Origin of the sequence: Pseudarthrobacter sp. 1G09, from assembly GCF_050038305.1 — a bacterium.
Taxonomy (GTDB): domain Bacteria; phylum Actinomycetota; class Actinomycetes; order Actinomycetales; family Micrococcaceae; genus Arthrobacter; species Arthrobacter equi.
Genome location: NZ_CP188306.1, coordinates 1,190,336 through 1,206,871, shown reverse-complemented (window position 1 = coordinate 1,206,871; position 16,536 = coordinate 1,190,336). Strand labels below are relative to the sequence as shown.

Here is a 16,536-nt window from a genome sequence, read left to right as displayed (position 1 = left end):
GATCCTAGTGGGTCGACCTACCGCCAGTATGTAAGCGTCCACTATTTGGACATCCGGCCTGCCTTCCTGTGGCGTCCGGCACTGCAATTGGCACATCAGCAAGGTGCCGTCAGACTGAATGGATGCAAACCTTCCTCCCGTACCCTGATTTCCGGCAGAGCGCCGCTGCACTGGACACCGCCCGGCTGGGCAAGCAGCGGGTGGAGGCCCTCCAGACACTCCGTGCGCTGGTCCTTCCCGGATACGGATGGCAGACCCACCCCGCGATCCGGATGTGGATGGGCTACGTCCCGGCCCTCACCATGTACGGCCTGGCCATGGTGGACGAGTGGATGGAACGCGGCCACCCGGACAACACGCGCGCCAACATCGCCGAGTTCGCCCCGCAGGCCGCCCACCCGGATTACGCGTCGAAGATCCTGCTGCCGCCGTGGCTTGGCGATCCGGATTTCCACCTCAGCCACCGGTCCAAGCTGGTCCACAAGGATTCCAAGTTCTACAGCCCCCTCTTCTCCGACGCGATTCCGGAGATGGACTACATCTGGCCCGAACCCCGGCATGAGTTCCTGCCGCAGGAGCCTGAGGGCGAGATCCTGTGGATCCTCCGGGACCCGCACGCCGAGGTCGATCCCCAGACGCTGGACACCGTTGCGCTGCCGCCCGTGGGCCGGGGCAACGCTGCCGCGGCGGGCGCACCGGGCTCGGACGACGACTACAGCCCCGTGTACCTCGAGGAGAAGTCCCGGCGGCCCTCCAAGCAGTCGCGGAAGGCCGCACCCAAGCCGCAGGCCAAGAAGCCCACCCGCAAGAGGCTCGCGCAGGAAGAGGCCTTTTCCACCCTGCCGGGAAAGACGCCGGTTGCCGTTCCGTTCGAGAAGGGCGCCAAGTTCGCCGTGGGCCAGGTGACGGGCCGGCCCATCACCTTGGACGACGGCCGGTTCGGCAGGCATTTCACGGTCACCGAGATCATCGACCGCTCCGCGTTCGCCTACCCGGCGCTCCTGCAGGACCCGCGCGTCTTCTTCCCGGTGGAGGCACCGTAACCCATGACGATCCTTTTGGCCGGCTGCGGCGATCTGGGCACGGAGGCCGGGCTTCGGTTCGCCGGCCTGGGCCACCGCGTGGTCGGCTGGCGCCGCTCCCCCTCCAAACTTCCGGCAGCCATCGACGGCGTGGCGGCTGACCTGAGCTCCGCCCAACTGCCTGCGGTCCCGGCGGACACGTCCGTCGTCGTCATTGCAGTGGCCGCCGACGCTCCCAGGGAAGACGCGTACCGCGCCGCCTATGTGGACGGCGTGGCCCACGTGCTGGATGCTTTGGAGCGCGACGGCGTGATCCCCCGCCGGGTGCTTTTTGTCTCGTCCACCGCTGTGTACGGCGACGCCGGCGGCGGCTGGGTGGACGAAGGGACGCCGCCGGAACCGGGCGGTTTCTCCGGCCGGGTTTTGGTGGAGGCTGAGGACCTGCTGCGTTCCAGGCTTGCGGGTTCCGGTACCGCTGCCGTGTCCCTGCGCCTCGGCGGTATCTACGGTCCCGGCCGGACGAGGCTGATCGACCAAGTGCGGAGCGGCTCAGCGGTGATATCGCAGGATATCCGGTACACGAACCGCATCCACCGCGACGACGCCGCGGCCGCCTTGGTGCATCTCGCCACCATGGCGGACGAACCGGCGCCGGTCTACGTGGGAGTGGACGACGACCCTGCCGATATGGGCTCCATCCTCCGCTTCCTGGCCGCAGAACTGGGCCTGCCCGAACCCGAAGTGGGTGACGCAGGCCCCGCGCGCGCCGGCAACAAGCGCTGCTCCAACAAACTTCTTCGCGGGACCGGCTTCACCTTCGCGTTTCCCAGCTTCCGGGAAGGGTACAGGGAAGTCCTGGCCGGGAACGGGGTACGGCACCCCTAAGCCGCCCGGGGTGGAGACGGGGCCAGGAGTTCGGGCCGGCGGTGTCCCCTACTGCTTCGCCCCGTTTAGGCTTCAGCCATGACTGTTCCACCTCCCGGCGGTGGTCCGCATGCGGCGCGGCCCGCGGACTGCCAGTGGCCCCACCCGCCAGGGCTGCCCGCTCCCGTGCTCTCCGACCAGCGCTGGCTGGACGCCGTCTTCCTGCACTGGCGCATCGACGTGTCATTGGCGGCGCGGTTCATGCCGGCGGGAGTCCGGCCGGACGTCTTTGACGGCAGTTCCTGGATGGGCCTGATTGGGTTCCGGATGGAACAAGCCGGGGTGGGGCGCGGGCCCGGCATCCCCTATCTGGGGAGCTTCAACGAGGTCAACGTTCGGCTCTATTCACGTGAACCGGACGGGACGCGCGGCGTGGTGTTCCTGAGCCTGGACGCCAACAGGCTGCCAGTGGTGATGGCCACCCGGGCAGTGGGGATCCCTTACGTCTGGTCAAGGATCCGGCGCTGGCCAGCTTTTCCTGTGGGTGCCGGTGGGCTGCAACTGAGCCCGCCAGGGGCCGGAACCACGGTTTCGGACGGCGGGACCTTCCCGGTGGGTTACTCGGTACGCCGCTTCGGCGGTGCACGGGTCGGCAGCGATTTCGCTGTTGTTCCCAGCCTTGGCGCGGCGGCGGCAGACCCGTTGTCTGTCTTCCTGACGGCACGGTTCGGCATGCACGGCCGCTTCTTCGGCCGGACCGCCTTCATCCCCAATACGCACAGCCCCTGGCCCCTCTTTGACGCCGCTGTCCATACGCTGTCGGACGGGCTGGTTGAGTCTGCGGGGATCCGGGTGGAAGGACCGCCCGAGTCCATTCTCTACTCACCGGGTGTACAGACGAGGTTCGGCAAGCCGCGCCTGCTGGGAAGCCAGCGTCCGGGGTAGACCGCTAGAGCGTACTCCCCTGCGGATCCTCCCCGGGGGTGTCCTGCCAGCCCCGGCCGTCCGTGAAGGTGGCAACGAGCGTGCCAACGCCAGTCCCCAGCGACTGCGAGGGATCAAAGTACAGGGCTGCCTCGGAGGCGCGACTGTGCGAGATCAGTTGTTCAGCCTCGAGTTTCGCTTCGGGGACCGTGGCGCCCACGATGCTGGTGCGGGCTGGCAGTTCCGAGGAGTGGACCACCTCGGCGCCGGTCTGGGCCAGCGGAATGGTGGTGCCGGGATTGATCTCATCATGGGGAAACTCAAACTCGGCGTCGCTGGATGCGGCAGGGATCGTGTACTCCAGGAAATAGGTCATGGACCCACCCTTGCAGAAAGCTGCCCCGCCCGAAAGCCCACCGCTCCACCGCTCCACCGGCCAGTGCCAGGGCAACCCCGGGTCACCGGAGGGGCGCACCCTATTTCCCGAGCCCGGCCCGGCGCAGCGCCTCGGCCATTGCAGTGTTTACGGGTGCAGCCTGCGGAGCAGAACCACGGCCGCCGGAGCCGCCGGCCGCATTCGGGTTTCGACCTCCCCCGTTCTTGCCACCCTGGCCTCCGCCGGCATTCCGTTCGCCTTGCTTCGCGGCACCGGGACCGCCCCTGCGGGAATCCGATGCCTTGGCGCCTCCTGCAGGCGAACCCGTGAGGCGCTGCCCACCGGCGCCCGTACCGCGGGGAGCCTGTCCGCGCGGGCCAGGTTCGTCGTCGAGCCTTAGCGTCAGGGAAATTCTCTTGCGGTCAGGATCCGCTTCCAGCACCTTGACGCGCACCACCTGGCCGGACTTCACCACTTCGCGGGGATCGGACACGAAGCGGTTGGACAGGGCAGATACATGGACCAGGCCGTCCTGGTGCACGCCCACATCCACAAACGCCCCAAAAGCTGCCACGTTGGTGACCGTACCCTCGAGGACCATGCCGGGTTTCAGGTCGGAAATCTTTTCAATGCCTTCGGAGAACGCGGCAGTGGTGAACGCCGGGCGCGGGTCACGGCCCGGCTTGTCGAGTTCGGCAAGGATGTCCGTCACGGTGGGCAGGCCGAAGGTGTCGTCCACAAACTCGCGCGGATCCAGCGACGACGCCGGCGCCGTGCCTGCCGCCACCAGGATCTTCCGGGCCACCGCGTAGGACTCCGGGTGCACGCTCGAGGCGTCCAGCGGTTCCTCTCCCCCGGTGATCCGGAGGAACCCGGCGCACTGCTCAAAGGCCTTGGCACCCAACCGCGGCACTTTCTTGAGGTCCGAACGCTTGCCGAATGGGCCGTTGTCGTTTCTGTAGGCCACGATGTTTTCACTGAGCAGGGGCCCGACGCCGGCCACACGGCTCAGGAGCGCAGGCGAAGCGGTGTTGACGTCCACGCCGACGGCGTTCACGCAGTCCTCCACCACCGCGTCCAGGCTCCGGTCCAGCTTTGATGCCGTGACGTCGTGCTGGTACTGGCCCACGCCGATGGACTTGGGATCGATCTTCACGAGTTCCGCGAGGGGGTCCTGCAAACGCCGGGCAATAGACACGGCGCCACGCAGCGAAACATCCATGCCGGGAAGCTCGGCGGCGGCGAGTGCCGAAGCCGAGTAGACGGACGCTCCAGCTTCGGAAACCACCAACTTCTGCGGCTTCCGATCCACGTCCGGAAGGAGCTTGATCAGCTCGGCGGCGAGCTTGTCCGTCTCCCTGGACGCGGTTCCGTTACCGATGGCTACGAGTTCGACGGCGTGCTGCCGCGCCAGCTTTACCAGCGACGCCAACGCTTCATCCCATTTCCGAGCCGGGGCATGGGGATACACGGTGTCCGTGGCGACGACCTTGCCGGTACCGTCCACCACCGCCACCTTCACGCCGGTGCGCAGCCCCGGGTCCAGGCCGAGTGTGGGGCGGTTGCCCGCAGGCGCAGCCAGGAGGACATCCCGGAGGTTCGCGGCGAACACCCGCACTGCTTCGTCCTCGGCCGCCGCGAACATCCTGCCCCGCAGGTCTGCGGTGAGCCTGGCCAGCACCCGGGATTTCCATGCGACCTGGGCGGTCTGCATCAGCCACGCATCGGCAGGCCGGCCGCGGTGGGCGACCCCGAGATACCTTGCCACTGCGGACTCGTAGCGTGCCCGCGAGGCGGCCAGGGCGTCGTCGTCCGCGGGATCCGCCTCGGCGAGGTCGAGTTCAAGGACGCCGTCTTTCTCCCCCCGCAGCAGGGCGAGCACACGATGGGACGGCATTCCTGCGGGCGCCTGGGTGAAGTCGAAGTAGTCCGCGAAGTTCTGGCCGTCCGCCTCCTTGCCCTTTTTCACGCGTGACACCATTCGGCCCTGCGTCCAGAGCCGCTCGCGGAGCGTGGCCGCGAGATCGGGGTCCTGGGCGACGCGTTCCACGAGGATGGCGCGGGCGCCGGCGAGGGCGCCGGCGGCGTCGCCGATGGCGTGTTCGGGGTTGAGGTACTTGACGGCCTCGCGCTCCGGATCGAGCTCGTGCCGCTTCACGAGCGCGTCGGCGAGCGGCTCGAGCCCTGCTTCGCGCGCTATCTGTGCCTTCGTGCGGCGCTTGGACTTGAAGGGCAGGTAAATATCCTCCAGCCTGGACTTGGTGTCCGCTGCCAGGATGGCCTTCTTCAGTTCCGGTGTCAGCTGGCCCTGGGCCTCGATGGCTTCCAGGACCGCGCGACGGCGGTCGGCAAGTTCCCGGAGGTAGCGCAGCCGCTCTTCCAGGTCGCGAAGCTGGCCGTCATCCAGCGTTCCGGTGGCTTCCTTGCGGTACCGCGCGATAAACGGGACCGTTGACCCGCCGTCAAGCAAGTCGACGGCAGCTTTCACCTGCCAGGGTTTGACGCCAAGCTCCTCGGCAATCTGTGCGTAGATGGCGTCGTCCGGCTGCTGTGCTGCGGGCTTGGAAGGGGCTTGCGGCTGTTGGGTCACCAGAACATCTTGCCTTACCCGCCAGGTGCGCTCCACCGGCGGCAGAAGCCGGCGCGCTTCCTCAGATGGCGCGTTGGAGGGGGCGTTCGCCGGGACGCGCAGCGGGTAAGGGTATTCCGCTCCCGTCCGCGAAGTGCTGTAGTTGATATGCCGTCTTAGGCCATTAATGCTCGAGGAAGAGGCCGCCATGAAAGAACTGCTGATTGTGTTTCAGGAAGGGTTCGAGGAGGCCAACATCACCCTGACGGTCAACGGCAAGCAGGTGTGGCGTGACGTGGATGTATCCACCAATCCCATCCTCGGGATCGCCTCTGAGGTCTCGGTGGAGCTGCCGGCGAAGGGTTCCCAGGTGGGCGTCGAGGTGACCAACCGCGGACTGAAGGCGATTACAAAGGTGAGCGGAAAGCCTAAGAGCGTGCTTGTCTCCATCCAGGAAGACAGGCTCGTAATGAAGGAAGGAACGGGCCGCGAGGCCTTCCTGTAGCCCCGGAACCTGCCCTTGTTTCGCTGCCGAAGGAGGCCTGGTAAAAATCAAATCGTTGGAGTAGCATCTGATCACCGCCGGCTTCCAACGGGGTCCGGCGGGCCAAAAATCCGTGTAGGCCGGGGGGTCGTCGGATGGCTTCCGGTTTTTCGCGGCCGGGACAGCACACCGTGCAGCAGCAGATGAGGGCGGCACCCAATCATGGGTGCCGCCCTCATCGCATGTTGTCGTATGGCTGCTACGAGTTGCTGTCCTGGTAAACGGGGTAGTCCGTGTAGCCCTCTGCGCCTGTGCTGTAGAACGTGCTGGCGTCCGGTTCGTTGAGCGGCAGGCTTTCCTTCCAGCGCCGGGCGAGGTCCGGGTTGGCGATGGCGGGCCGGCCCACCACCACTGCGTCTGCATGGCCGTCAGCCACGAGGCTCACTGCCTCTTCCCTAGTGGTCACCACGCCGAAGCCGGTGTTCACCAGGAAGGGTCCGCCGAAGCGGGTGCGGAGGTCCTGCACCAGCTGGCCGGTGGGCTCGTGGTGGAGGACGCTGAGGTAGGCGAGGTTGAGCGGGGCGATGCTGTCCACGAGCACTTCATAGGTGGCGCGGACGTCTGCCGCGTCCGTCTCGGCGATGCCCTGGACGTTGTGCTCGGGCGAGATGCGGATGCCCACACGGTTGGCACCGACTGCTGCCACAACGGCGTTTACTGTTTCGATGACGAAGCGGGCACGGTTTTCGGGTGAACCGCCGTAGCTGTCAGTCCGGATGTTGGAGTTCGGGGCCAGGAACTCGTGCAGGAGGTAGCCGTTGGCGGAGTGCAGCTCGACGCCGTCGAATCCGGCCTCAATGGCGTTGAGGGAGGCGTTGACGAATTCCTGGATGACCATGGGAAGTTCGTCAGTGTCCAGGGCACGCGGCACCGGGTACGGCTGCTTGCCGGCCGGCGTGTGGACAGTTCCTTCCACGGCAACGGCGCTGGGCGCTACGATTTCCGCCCCGCCCGTGATGTCCTGGTGCGAAACGCGTCCGCCGTGCATGATCTGGGCGAACATGCGGCCGCCCTCTGCGTGAACGGCGTCCGTGACCTTCTTCCAGCCTGCAACCTGCTCCGGGGTGAAGATTCCGGGCTGACCGGCGTACGAGCGTGCACCAGCACTCGGGTGGGTTCCTTCGCTGACGATCAGGCCGAGCGAGGCGCGCTGGCGGTAATGCTCGACGACGAGCGGCCCCGGGACGCCTGCCTCGCCGGAGCGGACGCGCGTCAGCGGCGCCATGACCAGACGGTTGGGGAGCTCAAGTTCGCCGAGGGTGAGGGGGGAAAACAGCATGCGCGTTCCTTTCGGGGGCTGAAGGCTTACTCTTTCTGCCAACTACGAAGCGCATGCAACTATTCCGGATGCGAGGCGAATCACAGAACTGCTGCCCTGCCGCTGCGGAATGGGACAAATTCGGCAGCGCTTGGACTGTGCTGTCAGCGGGCCGAACCGGGGCAGCCTTGGCCTTGTGGGTTGGTGTTGCAGTCGTCTGCGTAGTTCCGGGTGAGGGACCGCCAGACGCTGATGGTCTGTGGTGGGGCGCTGAACTGCCCTTGGCCGGGAATCGGCAGGGCGGGGCCGTTATTGACGGAGTACGTTCCCTGGAACGACGTGGTCAGCACTACCTGGAAATCACCGGTAGCGCCGTACGCGTGGCTGGTCCGGGTCTTTTCACCCCACCGGTCCTGCGGCAGCGGGCCGCCCATCGAGGATTGCGGTCCGAAAACAGTGCCGTCGCCGTAGTTCCACGTGTATTGCACCGGGGTGGCGACCACATGGACTTGCTGGCCGAACATCGTGATGTCGAACTGCTGCTCCACGGACTCCGCATAGAAGTTGGTTTCAGCTCCGCGAAGTGTGTGGGGACTCGGCTGTGCTGTGACAGATCCAGCGCTCACTGGCAGGTTTTGGAACTCCCGCTGGATGTCCGCCGCGATGCGGGGCAGCAGGTCCTCAGGCCTGGCGTCGTAAAGGCAGGTGGGGCCGGAGTGCGACGCCCACACAGCACCGGGAACGCCGCGGGGACGGGAGAGCCACATGACAGGAATCCCTTCTTCACCGTCAGGGCCGTTCTTGCATTCCAGCTGGCGGGCCAGGCACGGGGTGTCGAAGTCTCCCCCACCGAGGTGGCATTGGAGCTCGTATTTGTATTCGTAGGGGTCCGAAATGACAGTCCCTGGATTAGCGGCGCCTATGTCTCCAGAAACCGGGTCTTTCTCCCACGCACCCACGTCGACACCCGCATTACCGAAGCCTGAGTCAACGCCTGTTTCCGCGATGGCTGGGGAATTCGAGTTGAATGCCAAAGCTAGTACCAGCAGAGCAATAGTTGCGACCCTCGCCCGAAGTCCCGTGAACATTAGCGAAGTGGGTGCAGTCCGTTAACACGCCAACCTGAGTCCACAAAGTCCACCAACAGTACATTGCCTGTATTCGACGGCTTGGTGGCTTCACGGAATTCAGCACCGCCAGGTTGGTAGTAGGTGATGGTGTCCTGCAGAACTTGAATAACTACTTGGTAGTTCCCGTCCGACGCCTTTTCGAAAGTTGTGCTTGCTGCAGGTACGGCGAGCTTCCCTCCGGCAAGCCAACGTCCGTCCTGGTAGTTGGTTGTCAAGGATTTGATGATGTTGTTGCAGTACTGGCAATCTGGCGATGTCATCGCTTGCACTGTTGAGACATCTCCGGTCTGATACGCGAAATTGAGGTGCTGAAACCAGTACTGGGTAAAAGCCTCTGCGCCCTCCTTCGTCTCCGTCTTCGCCACCTCCGGCAGCACTGGGACGGGGACGTTTTGGGCGGGGCCCGACGCATCGGCGGGCTTGTACACGGCGCTGTGAGTGGGAGTCGGCGTAGGCGTAACGCTGGGAGACGCCGACTGGGAAGCCGTGGGCGAGCCTGTTCCCGGATCCGCCGGCGCTCCGCCGGAGCAGCCAGCCATCAGAAGCGCTCCGGCAACCACAAGAACAGCCGCACCGGACCGAGGGCCAAAGGACGTACGAACGTTGCGCGAGGTCATGGGCCGCTATTCCCCCAGTAGTTTCAAGACGGCTTGCTCCGGACAGTGATTCAAGGGTAGCCCAGGTCACATCTCGGCGATAAGAGTTATCCACAGGCATCCGCCTCCGGTTCTACCACCCCGCCAGGCCGCGCGGAAGGCGCACGGAAAAGCCGGTGCCCCCAGGCACCGGCTTCCCCCAACTGCTGACAGCCCCAAACCACTGGGCTCCAGGACGGCTACTTCTGCGCCGGAAGCACCAACTCCCCTGTCTTGTCCGTGGACAAGGCGAGCGAGGAAACGTACTGCGGGCCGCCGTCGGGCGCGTCCTGTGCCGAGCGCACCATGTCCGGGCGCTCGAACTCCAGACCGGTCACGTGGCAGGTGAGTTTCGCGTCGCTGGGGTTGCCGTCGGCGTCGAACATGGGCAGGTCAATGCCGTCGTCGGTCCGGCGGAGGTAGTACCGGCCGCGGGTCAGGACCGCGAGCGCAGGCGGCAACACCAGCGCCAGGCCGACAGCGAAGATCGGCGAGTACGGCTGGATGCCGGACCCAAAAGCACCGAAGAACACAGCGATGGAAACGCCCGCGGACACCAGCATCGACACAAACCCCACCGGGTTCACGGCGTACAGCATGCCCCGGCGGAACTCGGGCACCTTCGGGGAGATCTTGAGCAGGTACTTGTTGATGGCGATATCGGAGGCAACCGTGACCACCCAGGCCATGGCGCAGTTGGCGTAGAAGCCGAGGATGGTGTTGAGGAAGTCGAACATGTTGGCTTCCATCAGGACCAGGGCGATCAGCAGGTTGACCACCACGAACACCATCCGGCCCGGGTAGGTCTTGGTGATGCGGGTAAAGCTGTTGGTCCACGCCAGCGATCCGGAGTACGCGTTGGTGACGTTGATTTTGATCTGCGAAATCACCACCAGCACCACGGCCAGGGTCATCGCCAGCCATGCCGGCATCATCTCCTGGTACACGCCCAGGAACTGGTGCACAGGCTCGTTGGCGGTGGCCGAGGCGGCGGGGTCGAGCGTGGCGATGAGGTAGATGGCGATGAAGAGGCCCACGATCTGCTTGATGGCGCCGAAGATCACCCATCCCGGCCCGGCCAGGATGACGGCCCGCCACCAGGCCGCGCGGTTGGCGTCAGTGCGCGGCGGCATGAACCGGAGGTAGTCGATCTGCTCGGCGATCTGCGCCATCAGGGACAGGCACACGCCGGCCGCGAGCATCACGGAGGCCAGGTTCGGGCCGCCGTCGCCGGATTCACCGGTATACGCAAAGAAGCTGTCGATGCTCTCCGGATGCGAAATGAGCAGGTACCCCACGGGAACAACCATCAGGAGCAGCCACAGCGGGGTGGTCCACACCTGCAGCTTGGCCAGGGTGTTCATCCCGTAAATGACCAGCGGGATGATGATCACGGTGGACGCCGCGTACCCCAGCCACTGCGGAATCCCCAGGCCCAGCTCCAGCCCCTGGGCCATGATGGAGCCCTCCAGCGCGAAGAAGATGAACGTGAACGTGGCAAAGATGACGTTGGTGACCACGGATCCGTAGTAACCGAAGCCGGAGCCGCGGGTGATCAGGTCCAGGTCGATGTTGTAGCGGGCCGCGTAGTAGGCCAGCGGGAAGCCGGTGGCGAAGATGATCACCGCGGCCACCAGGATGCCGAAGATCGCATTCACCGTGCCATAGGAAATCCCGATGTTCGCGCCGATCGAGAAGTCCGCCAGGTAGGCGATGCCGCCCAACGCGCTGGTGGCCACCACGCCTGCGCTCCATTTGCGGTACGAGCGCGGGGCGAACCGAAGCGTATAGTCCTCCAGGCTCTCCTTGGTGGCGTTCAGCGCTGCAGCGTTTCCCGCGGTCGGAGTCGCCGTGGATCCGCCGACGACGGCGGTGCCGGGCGGTGCGGCAGGCTCCAGCAGTTGCGTGGATTCTGAGTCGTGGCTCATGGGCGTGCGTCGCTTTCGTTCGGAGTTCGAGGTCTGCGAGAGACGCTATCCAGCCGAAAAGACAGTCCCATCACGTTCCTGTTTCCGGGGTGTAAAGCCTTGACTGCTCCAGTCAACAATGGACGGGCAGGCTACTTGTTGCCACCCCACAAAAACGGCCGGCACCCCTGGAACTAGCGTCGGAAGGGTACGTTCCGCGAGACAAAGGACAACCTATGACTGCCACCGTCCACAACTGGCCCATTCTCGAGACAGCCCGCGCCCAGGTCCTGGAGCGGGGCACCGGCCTCACCGAAGACCAGCTGGTGGAGGTCCTCACCCTCCCGGACGAAGCACTGCCCCAAGCTTTGGAGCTGGCGCACCAGGTCCGGCTTCGGCATTGCGGCGAGGACGTGGAGGTTGAAGGCATCGTCTCCATCAAGACCGGCGGCTGCCCGGAAGACTGCCACTTCTGCAGCCAGTCCGGGCTCTTTGACAGCCCCGTCCGCGGCGTCTGGCTGGACATCCCGGAGCTGGTCAAGGCCGCCAAGGAAACTGCGGCCACCGGTGCTACGGAGTTTTGCATTGTGGCCGCCGTGCGCGGCCCGGACATCAAGCTCATGAACCAGGTGAAGTTCGCCATCGACCGGATCAACGGGGAAGTGGACATCAACATTGCGTGTTCCTTGGGCATGCTCACCAAACGGCAGGTGGACCAGCTCGCCGGCTGGGGCGTCCACCGCTACAACCACAACCTCGAAACCGCCCGCAGCTTCTTTCCGCAGGTGGTCACCACGCACACGTATGAGGAACGGCTTGAGACCTGCACCATGGTGAAGGCCGCAGGCATGGAACTGTGCTGCGGCGCGCTCCTGGGAATGGGCGAGTCACTGCACCAGCGGGCGGAACTCGCCGCCCAGCTTGCTGCACTGGACCCGCACGAGGTGCCGCTGAACTTCCTCAACCCCCGGCCCGGCACGCCGCTCGAAAACCAAGACATCATGGACGGCAAGGATGCGCTACGGGCCATCGCCGCCTTCCGCCTCGCCATGCCCCGAACGGTCCTGCGCTACGCCGGCGGACGCGAGCTCACGCTTGGCGATCTGGGCACCCGCGAAGGGCTCCTTGGCGGTATCAACGCCGTCATCGTGGGCAACTACCTCACCACCCTGGGCCGCCCCGCCACCGCCGACCTCAACCTCCTGGTGGACCTCAACATGCCCATCAGGGAACTGCAGAAGACCCTGTGAGCCCGATCCCGGCCGGTGCCTCCCCCGATGCTGCCGCCCTGTACTGCGGTCACTGCGGCGAGCCCCGCGAAGAGAACGTCCGCTACGCTCGCCGCGGCGACGGTGACCACCGTAGAAAGGACATGGACGACGGCGGGACCGCGCCGGCGTCGTCCGCCCACCTGCGTTGCGCGTCGAGGCTGCACCTGGAACCGCCGCGGTTCTGCGGCCAGTGCGCGCGCCGCCTGAAGGTCCAGGTCACACCGCTGGGCTGGTGGGCCGCCTGCTCACGGCATGGCGTCATTACCTGTCCTGACACCACACCGTGAAAAAGCGGCCACCACCCCCTAGCGCTTTTCTACAACCAGTAGAAGAATGGCTGCATGATGTTTGAACACGCAGATGGGCAACCCATTCTCGAACTCACCGACGAGCAATCCTGGGAACTCCTGGAGGGAACCAAGCACGGCAGGCTGGTGGTTTCCGTTGCGGGCGAACCGGACATTTTCCCGGTCAACTACGTCACGGCGGACCGAAAGATCTACCTGAGGACCGCCCCGGGCAACAAGCTGGCACAGCTGACCATCAACTCCAAGGTGCTCTTCGAAACAGACGGCATCCTCTCGGACCAGGCGTGGTCCGTGGTCCTCCGCGGCAGTGCGCGCGTGCTGAGCAACTCGGCGGAGCTGGAAACCGTGGAGGCTCTGGGGCTGAAGACCTGGGTTCCCACGCTCAAGGACTTCTACGTGGAGATCGAGCCCAGCTCCGTCAGCGGGCGGCACTTCAACTTCGGAGAGCAGCCCGAACGGGAAATCTAGGCGCTCCTAGGCTGGAAGCATGGCGGACAGACTCACTCCCGAGCAACGCAGCTGGAACATGTCCCGCATCCGGGGCAAGAACACCAAGCCCGAGCTCCTGGTGCGCCGGCTCCTACACGCCAAAGGCTACCGTTACCGGCTCCATGGCGCCGCAGGCGGGGGCAAGCTGCCAGGCAACCCGGACCTCGTGTTTGCCGGCCGCCACAAAGTCATCTTCGTCAACGGCTGCTTCTGGCACTTCCACGACTGCCGCGTCGGCCAGCACGCTCCCAAAGCCAACGCGGGCTTCTGGGCCGATAAGCGCACCCGCACCAGGGAACGCGACGCCGCGCAGCGCCGCAAACTCGAGGACGCCGGCTGGGAGGTCCTCACGCTCTGGGAATGCGAACTCAAAGACAGCGCCGCGCTCGAATCACAGCTGGTGCGGTTCCTTGAAACCCAGCAGCGGACTTGAGTTAATCTTTATGCTTTGGGCGCGGCCTTCTTGAGACCTGCCCGGGAGGATGGGAAAGTGCCCCGGCCGGGAGCACATCCCCGCCACATGCCGGAGCTGCCTCATCCCCACTTTCCCGCTAAGTCCTCCGGGCCGCCAGGGCGGACTTGAAAGCGGCCGCAGAGGCATCGCTGCTGTTGATGCGCCAGTCGGTTTCCTTCTGGAGGTGGAACCAGACGAAGCCCATCACGTCCGGTTGCGCGGAAAGGTAGGACACCAGCGCCGTATTCCAGGAGGCCTTGGAACCGCCCAGCTCGCTGGACGCCACCTCGGCAATCAGGATGGGTTTGCCCGCCGCGAGCCCGCGCAACTGGGCAATGCCTGGGCCAAAAAGGTCCTGCGGCGCCACCCAGCTGCTCCACGACTGGGAGGTGCCCCAGTTGTAGCCGTCCAGGGCAACAATGTCCACGTAGCCCGCACCAGGATAGAGCCCGGCAAGGTCAGTGGAACCCCAATAGGGAACGTTTGGAGACCATACCCACTGGACGTTGCCTGCACCGGTGGACGCCACGACGTCATGGACGTGGCGCCAGGCCGCAACATAGTCCCCGGCCTGGTTCCCGTTCACGCCCTCCGCCCACGGGTACCAGTTGCCGTTCATTTCATGGGCGAAGCGCAGCATCACGGGTTTGCCCCAGGACGTGAACGCCTTGCCCCACTCAAGGATCCTGGCGTCGAAGTCGCCAGCAGCTATCCGGTCCAAGGCATAGGCCGGCTGATCCACTCCGCCGCCCCAGGCCCACGGCTCCCACGTGACCAATGGCGTGGCGCCCCGTGCCTGGACGGCGTCCAGCTCGGCCAGCGGCGGCGCCTGGAGGAAGTCCTTGTAGGAAAGCACCATGGTGGGGTTCTCCCCCGCGAGGGTTGCCACGTCATCGAGTTCCGCCGTAGCGAGGGGTCCCCCTGCGGTGGCAGCGCCGAACCGGAGGAGTGCGTTGCTGGCCGGTGGTGGCTGCGGGGCGGCAGCCTGAACGGCGAAGAGGGCGGACGCCTTCACGGACGAGGTCTTGGCAGTCACGGTGACGTTGCCGGTGGACCCGGACGGAATGGTCACCCCCGTACTGAAGGCGCCAGTGGAACTGGTCTTGAAAGCGAACGTGGCCGACCCGATGATCACCGTTCCGGTGGTGGCGGCCTTAAACCCGGTCCCGGCCACCGTCACGGCGGACCCCGCCGGCCCGGACGCCGGACTCAACGCAATTTGTGCTGCCGGAGCGGCGGCTGCCGCGGCCGGTTGAACAGCCGCAAGAACCAGGCCGGCTCCCACGAACGCAGCAATGACTAACCTCTTCAACGATTTTGCCAACACAACCCATCCCCAGCTGACGGGCGGCCACGGCCGCAAGGTTTCAGTGCGGAAAGCACTGGCTCAAGTATTGGGTGCGGAAGCCGCAGTGTCATCAAGAAACCCACAATTCTTCCTCGAAAGGGTGCCGCCCCCGGGCGCCGGTCCTAACCTGAAACTGCACGCCCGCCCCACTCCGATGATGCGCTGCCGGACTGAAAAACGTCGGCTGAAAGGAACTCCGTGAGCCCCTCGGATGACGCCCCCCTGCCGCTGGTGGACCAGTCAGTGCTGGACCGTCTCCGGGACGAACTCGAAGAAGACGGGGGCTACAGCAAGGTGTTCGTGGGGAACTTCATCGAGTGCCTGCCCCAGCGGCTCAGCAAGCTGCGGCTGGCCCTGACCACCGGAGACCTGGAGGGCTCCGTGGACGCTGTCCTGAGCCTGAAGACCTCCAGCCAGATGGTGGGTGCGGAACGGCTGGCGGGACTGGCAACGAATCTGGAAAGCGAAATCCGCACCGGGGCACGCGCGGCGGACGCCGCCGTCGTACTTCCCCACCTGGCCGCCGCTTTCCTGCGGAACATCACCCAATGCAGCCGCCAGACCACGCACCGCCTGCAGGCTCAGTGCGCGATGGGCGCCAGCCTGTAACCTACGCCGCGGACGGTCTGCAGCCAGCGCGGCTGCTGCGGCGAGTCGCCCAGCTTCTTCCGCAGGTTGCCCATGTGGACCTCCACGGACCGTTCGTCCGCCTCGCTGATGTAGCTCCCGACGTCGTAGTCTTCGTCCCGCAGCCGGCGCACCAGGTCCGACTTGGTCCGGACAGTCCGCCCGGCTTCCAGCAGCGCGTGCAGGAGTTCGAATTCCGTGCGGGTCAGGTTCATTTCCGTGCCGTCCACCAGCACGGTCCGGGAGGCGTAGCTGAGCTCGAGCCCGTTGTGGCTGTAGTTGCCCCGTTCCGGGTGGCTACCGGACTCTGCCGGGATCTCGGCGGGGGCGTCCGCGGGTTCGGAGGCGGAACGCGGGCGCCGCATCATGGCCGCCACCCGGGCACGGAGTTCGCGCGGCCGGAAAGGCTTGGTGAGGTAGTCGTCGGCGCCGGACTCAAGCCCTATAAGGGTGTCCAGCTCCTCCGTGCGGGCCGTGAGCATCACGATATAGGCATCGGAAAATTCGCGGATCTGCCGGGAAACCTCGAATCCGTCGATGTCCGGCAAGCCCAAATCCAGGGTGATGACATCAGGGCTGATGGTTTTGGCCACCAGGACACCTTCTGCGCCACTGCTGGCTACTGTTACATCAAATCCGGCTTGGGTCAGCACCGTGCGAACCAGTTCCCGGATGTCGTGGTCATCCTCGATGACAAGTCCCACACGTGCATCACTCATAGCGCCCCCTCAGCAGCCAACGTCAGAAGTATAGCTGGCTGCGGATATCCTGCTGGTATGGTCTCGCACGCGCCCGCCCGAATGTCCCAGG

General features: G+C 65.5%; 17 protein-coding genes. 9 read left to right on the top strand and 8 right to left on the bottom strand.

The genetic code is table 11. From position 1 onward, the window contains the following. The first annotated feature begins 122 nt into the window (after positions 1-122). The 3 genes from ACP3TD_RS05635 to ACP3TD_RS05625 all read left to right on the top strand — a co-directional run bounded on the left by ACP3TD_RS05635 (position 123) and on the right by ACP3TD_RS05625 (position 2,831). Positions 123-1,043 (top strand): MSMEG_6728 family protein, encoded by a 921-nt coding sequence (locus ACP3TD_RS05635; RefSeq protein ID WP_426765987.1) that lies wholly within the window; start codon positions 123-125, stop codon positions 1,041-1,043. 3 nt (positions 1,044-1,046) lie between these two features. After that, positions 1,047-1,907 carry an SDR family oxidoreductase gene (locus ACP3TD_RS05630; protein WP_426765985.1) on the top strand — a complete coding sequence of 287 codons (861 nt, stop codon included), beginning with the start codon at positions 1,047-1,049 and terminating at the stop codon, positions 1,905-1,907. Positions 1,908-1,985: 78 nt separating this feature from the next. Beyond that, positions 1,986-2,831 (top strand): YqjF family protein, encoded by an 846-nt coding sequence (locus tag ACP3TD_RS05625; protein WP_426765983.1) that lies wholly within the window; start codon positions 1,986-1,988, stop codon positions 2,829-2,831. 4 nt (positions 2,832-2,835) lie between these two features. Here the strand turns inward: ACP3TD_RS05625 and ACP3TD_RS05620 are convergent, their stop codons facing one another. After that, positions 2,836-3,186 carry a hypothetical protein gene (locus ACP3TD_RS05620; protein WP_426765982.1) on the bottom strand — a complete coding sequence of 117 codons (351 nt, stop codon included), beginning with the start codon at positions 3,184-3,186 and terminating at the stop codon, positions 2,836-2,838. Positions 3,187-3,286: 100 nt separating this feature from the next. After that, positions 3,287-5,776, bottom strand: a complete 2,490-nt coding sequence (locus ACP3TD_RS05615) for a Tex family protein (protein ID WP_426765980.1) — start codon at positions 5,774-5,776, stop codon at positions 3,287-3,289. Between the two features lie 166 nt (positions 5,777-5,942). On the opposite strand from ACP3TD_RS05615, the gene ACP3TD_RS05610 reads away from it, so the two are divergent. Continuing rightward, the gene (locus ACP3TD_RS05610) at positions 5,943-6,260 is read left to right on the top strand and encodes a hypothetical protein (RefSeq protein WP_091718579.1); all 318 of its coding nucleotides are present in this window, start codon (positions 5,943-5,945) and stop codon (positions 6,258-6,260) included. 238 nt (positions 6,261-6,498) lie between these two features. Here ACP3TD_RS05610 and ACP3TD_RS05605 read toward each other — a convergent pair whose 3' ends face one another. The 4 genes from ACP3TD_RS05605 to ACP3TD_RS05590 all read right to left on the bottom strand — a co-directional run bounded on the left by ACP3TD_RS05605 (position 6,499) and on the right by ACP3TD_RS05590 (position 11,250). Then, on the bottom strand, positions 6,499-7,578 hold the full coding sequence (locus tag ACP3TD_RS05605; protein WP_426765978.1) for an alkene reductase: 1,080 nt from the start codon (positions 7,576-7,578) through the stop codon (positions 6,499-6,501). Positions 7,579-7,721: 143 nt separating this feature from the next. Further along, on the bottom strand, positions 7,722-8,324 hold the full coding sequence (locus tag ACP3TD_RS05600) for a hypothetical protein (RefSeq protein WP_426765977.1): 603 nt from the start codon (positions 8,322-8,324) through the stop codon (positions 7,722-7,724). A gap of 320 nt (positions 8,325-8,644) precedes the next feature. Then, a complete protein-coding gene (locus ACP3TD_RS05595; protein WP_426765975.1) occupies positions 8,645-9,115 on the bottom strand; it encodes a DUF6318 family protein in 471 nt (156 codons plus the stop codon). Positions 9,116-9,522: 407 nt separating this feature from the next. Continuing rightward, complete coding sequence (locus tag ACP3TD_RS05590) at positions 9,523-11,250, bottom strand: purine-cytosine permease family protein (protein ID WP_426765973.1); 1,728 nt, start codon at positions 11,248-11,250, stop codon at positions 9,523-9,525. A gap of 215 nt (positions 11,251-11,465) precedes the next feature. On the opposite strand from ACP3TD_RS05590, the gene bioB reads away from it, so the two are divergent. Genes bioB through ACP3TD_RS05570 form a run of 4 tightly spaced genes read left to right on the top strand, consistent with a single transcriptional unit; the run spans position 11,466 to position 13,730 of the window. After that, the gene (gene bioB, locus ACP3TD_RS05585; protein ID WP_426765971.1) at positions 11,466-12,479 is read left to right on the top strand and encodes a biotin synthase BioB; all 1,014 of its coding nucleotides are present in this window, start codon (positions 11,466-11,468) and stop codon (positions 12,477-12,479) included. Continuing rightward, positions 12,476-12,787, top strand: a complete 312-nt coding sequence (locus tag ACP3TD_RS05580; protein WP_426765969.1) for a hypothetical protein — start codon at positions 12,476-12,478, stop codon at positions 12,785-12,787. Before bioB ends, ACP3TD_RS05580 begins: the two co-directional genes overlap by 4 nt. A gap of 54 nt (positions 12,788-12,841) precedes the next feature. Continuing rightward, entirely contained in the window at positions 12,842-13,276 is a 435-nt protein-coding gene (locus ACP3TD_RS05575; RefSeq protein ID WP_426765967.1) for a pyridoxamine 5'-phosphate oxidase family protein, read from the top strand. A gap of 19 nt (positions 13,277-13,295) precedes the next feature. Further along, positions 13,296-13,730 (top strand): very short patch repair endonuclease, encoded by a 435-nt coding sequence (locus tag ACP3TD_RS05570; RefSeq protein WP_426765965.1) that lies wholly within the window; start codon positions 13,296-13,298, stop codon positions 13,728-13,730. Positions 13,731-13,848: 118 nt separating this feature from the next. Here the strand turns inward: ACP3TD_RS05570 and ACP3TD_RS05565 are convergent, their stop codons facing one another. After that, positions 13,849-15,063, bottom strand: a complete 1,215-nt coding sequence (locus tag ACP3TD_RS05565; RefSeq protein ID WP_426765963.1) for a glycosyl hydrolase — start codon at positions 15,061-15,063, stop codon at positions 13,849-13,851. 234 nt (positions 15,064-15,297) lie between these two features. Here ACP3TD_RS05565 and ACP3TD_RS05560 point away from each other — a divergent pair, with 234 nt between their 5' ends. Next, positions 15,298-15,708, top strand: coding sequence for an Hpt domain-containing protein (locus ACP3TD_RS05560; RefSeq protein ID WP_426765961.1), 411 nt, complete (start codon positions 15,298-15,300; stop codon positions 15,706-15,708). Here the strand turns inward: ACP3TD_RS05560 and ACP3TD_RS05555 are convergent. After that, on the bottom strand, positions 15,681-16,445 hold the full coding sequence (locus ACP3TD_RS05555) for a response regulator transcription factor (RefSeq protein WP_426765959.1): 765 nt from the start codon (positions 16,443-16,445) through the stop codon (positions 15,681-15,683). The genes ACP3TD_RS05560 and ACP3TD_RS05555 overlap by 28 nt on opposite strands. Positions 16,446-16,536 lie beyond the last annotated feature (91 nt).

Excerpts from the sequence above, each read along its gene's own strand:
- ACP3TD_RS05635 (WP_426765987.1), top strand. The coding sequence starts at position 123 with ATGCAAACCTTCCTCCCGTACCCTGATTTCCGGCAGAGCGCCGCTGCA.
- ACP3TD_RS05630 (WP_426765985.1), top strand. The coding sequence starts at position 1,047 with ATGACGATCCTTTTGGCCGGCTGCGGCGATCTGGGCACGGAGGCCGGG.
- ACP3TD_RS05625 (WP_426765983.1), top strand. The coding sequence starts at position 1,986 with ATGACTGTTCCACCTCCCGGCGGTGGTCCGCATGCGGCGCGGCCCGCG.
- ACP3TD_RS05620 (WP_426765982.1), bottom strand. The coding sequence starts at position 3,186 with ATGACCTATTTCCTGGAGTACACGATCCCTGCCGCATCCAGCGACGCC.
- ACP3TD_RS05610 (WP_091718579.1), top strand. The coding sequence starts at position 5,943 with ATGCTCGAGGAAGAGGCCGCCATGAAAGAACTGCTGATTGTGTTTCAG.
- ACP3TD_RS05605 (WP_426765978.1), bottom strand. The coding sequence starts at position 7,578 with ATGCTGTTTTCCCCCCTCACCCTCGGCGAACTTGAGCTCCCCAACCGT.
- ACP3TD_RS05600 (WP_426765977.1), bottom strand. The coding sequence starts at position 8,324 with ATGTGGCTCTCCCGTCCCCGCGGCGTTCCCGGTGCTGTGTGGGCGTCG.
- ACP3TD_RS05590 (WP_426765973.1), bottom strand. The coding sequence starts at position 11,250 with ATGAGCCACGACTCAGAATCCACGCAACTGCTGGAGCCTGCCGCACCG.
- bioB (WP_426765971.1), top strand. The coding sequence starts at position 11,466 with ATGACTGCCACCGTCCACAACTGGCCCATTCTCGAGACAGCCCGCGCC.
- ACP3TD_RS05575 (WP_426765967.1), top strand. The coding sequence starts at position 12,842 with ATGATGTTTGAACACGCAGATGGGCAACCCATTCTCGAACTCACCGAC.
- ACP3TD_RS05570 (WP_426765965.1), top strand. The coding sequence starts at position 13,296 with ATGGCGGACAGACTCACTCCCGAGCAACGCAGCTGGAACATGTCCCGC.
- ACP3TD_RS05555 (WP_426765959.1), bottom strand. The coding sequence starts at position 16,445 with ATGAGTGATGCACGTGTGGGACTTGTCATCGAGGATGACCACGACATC.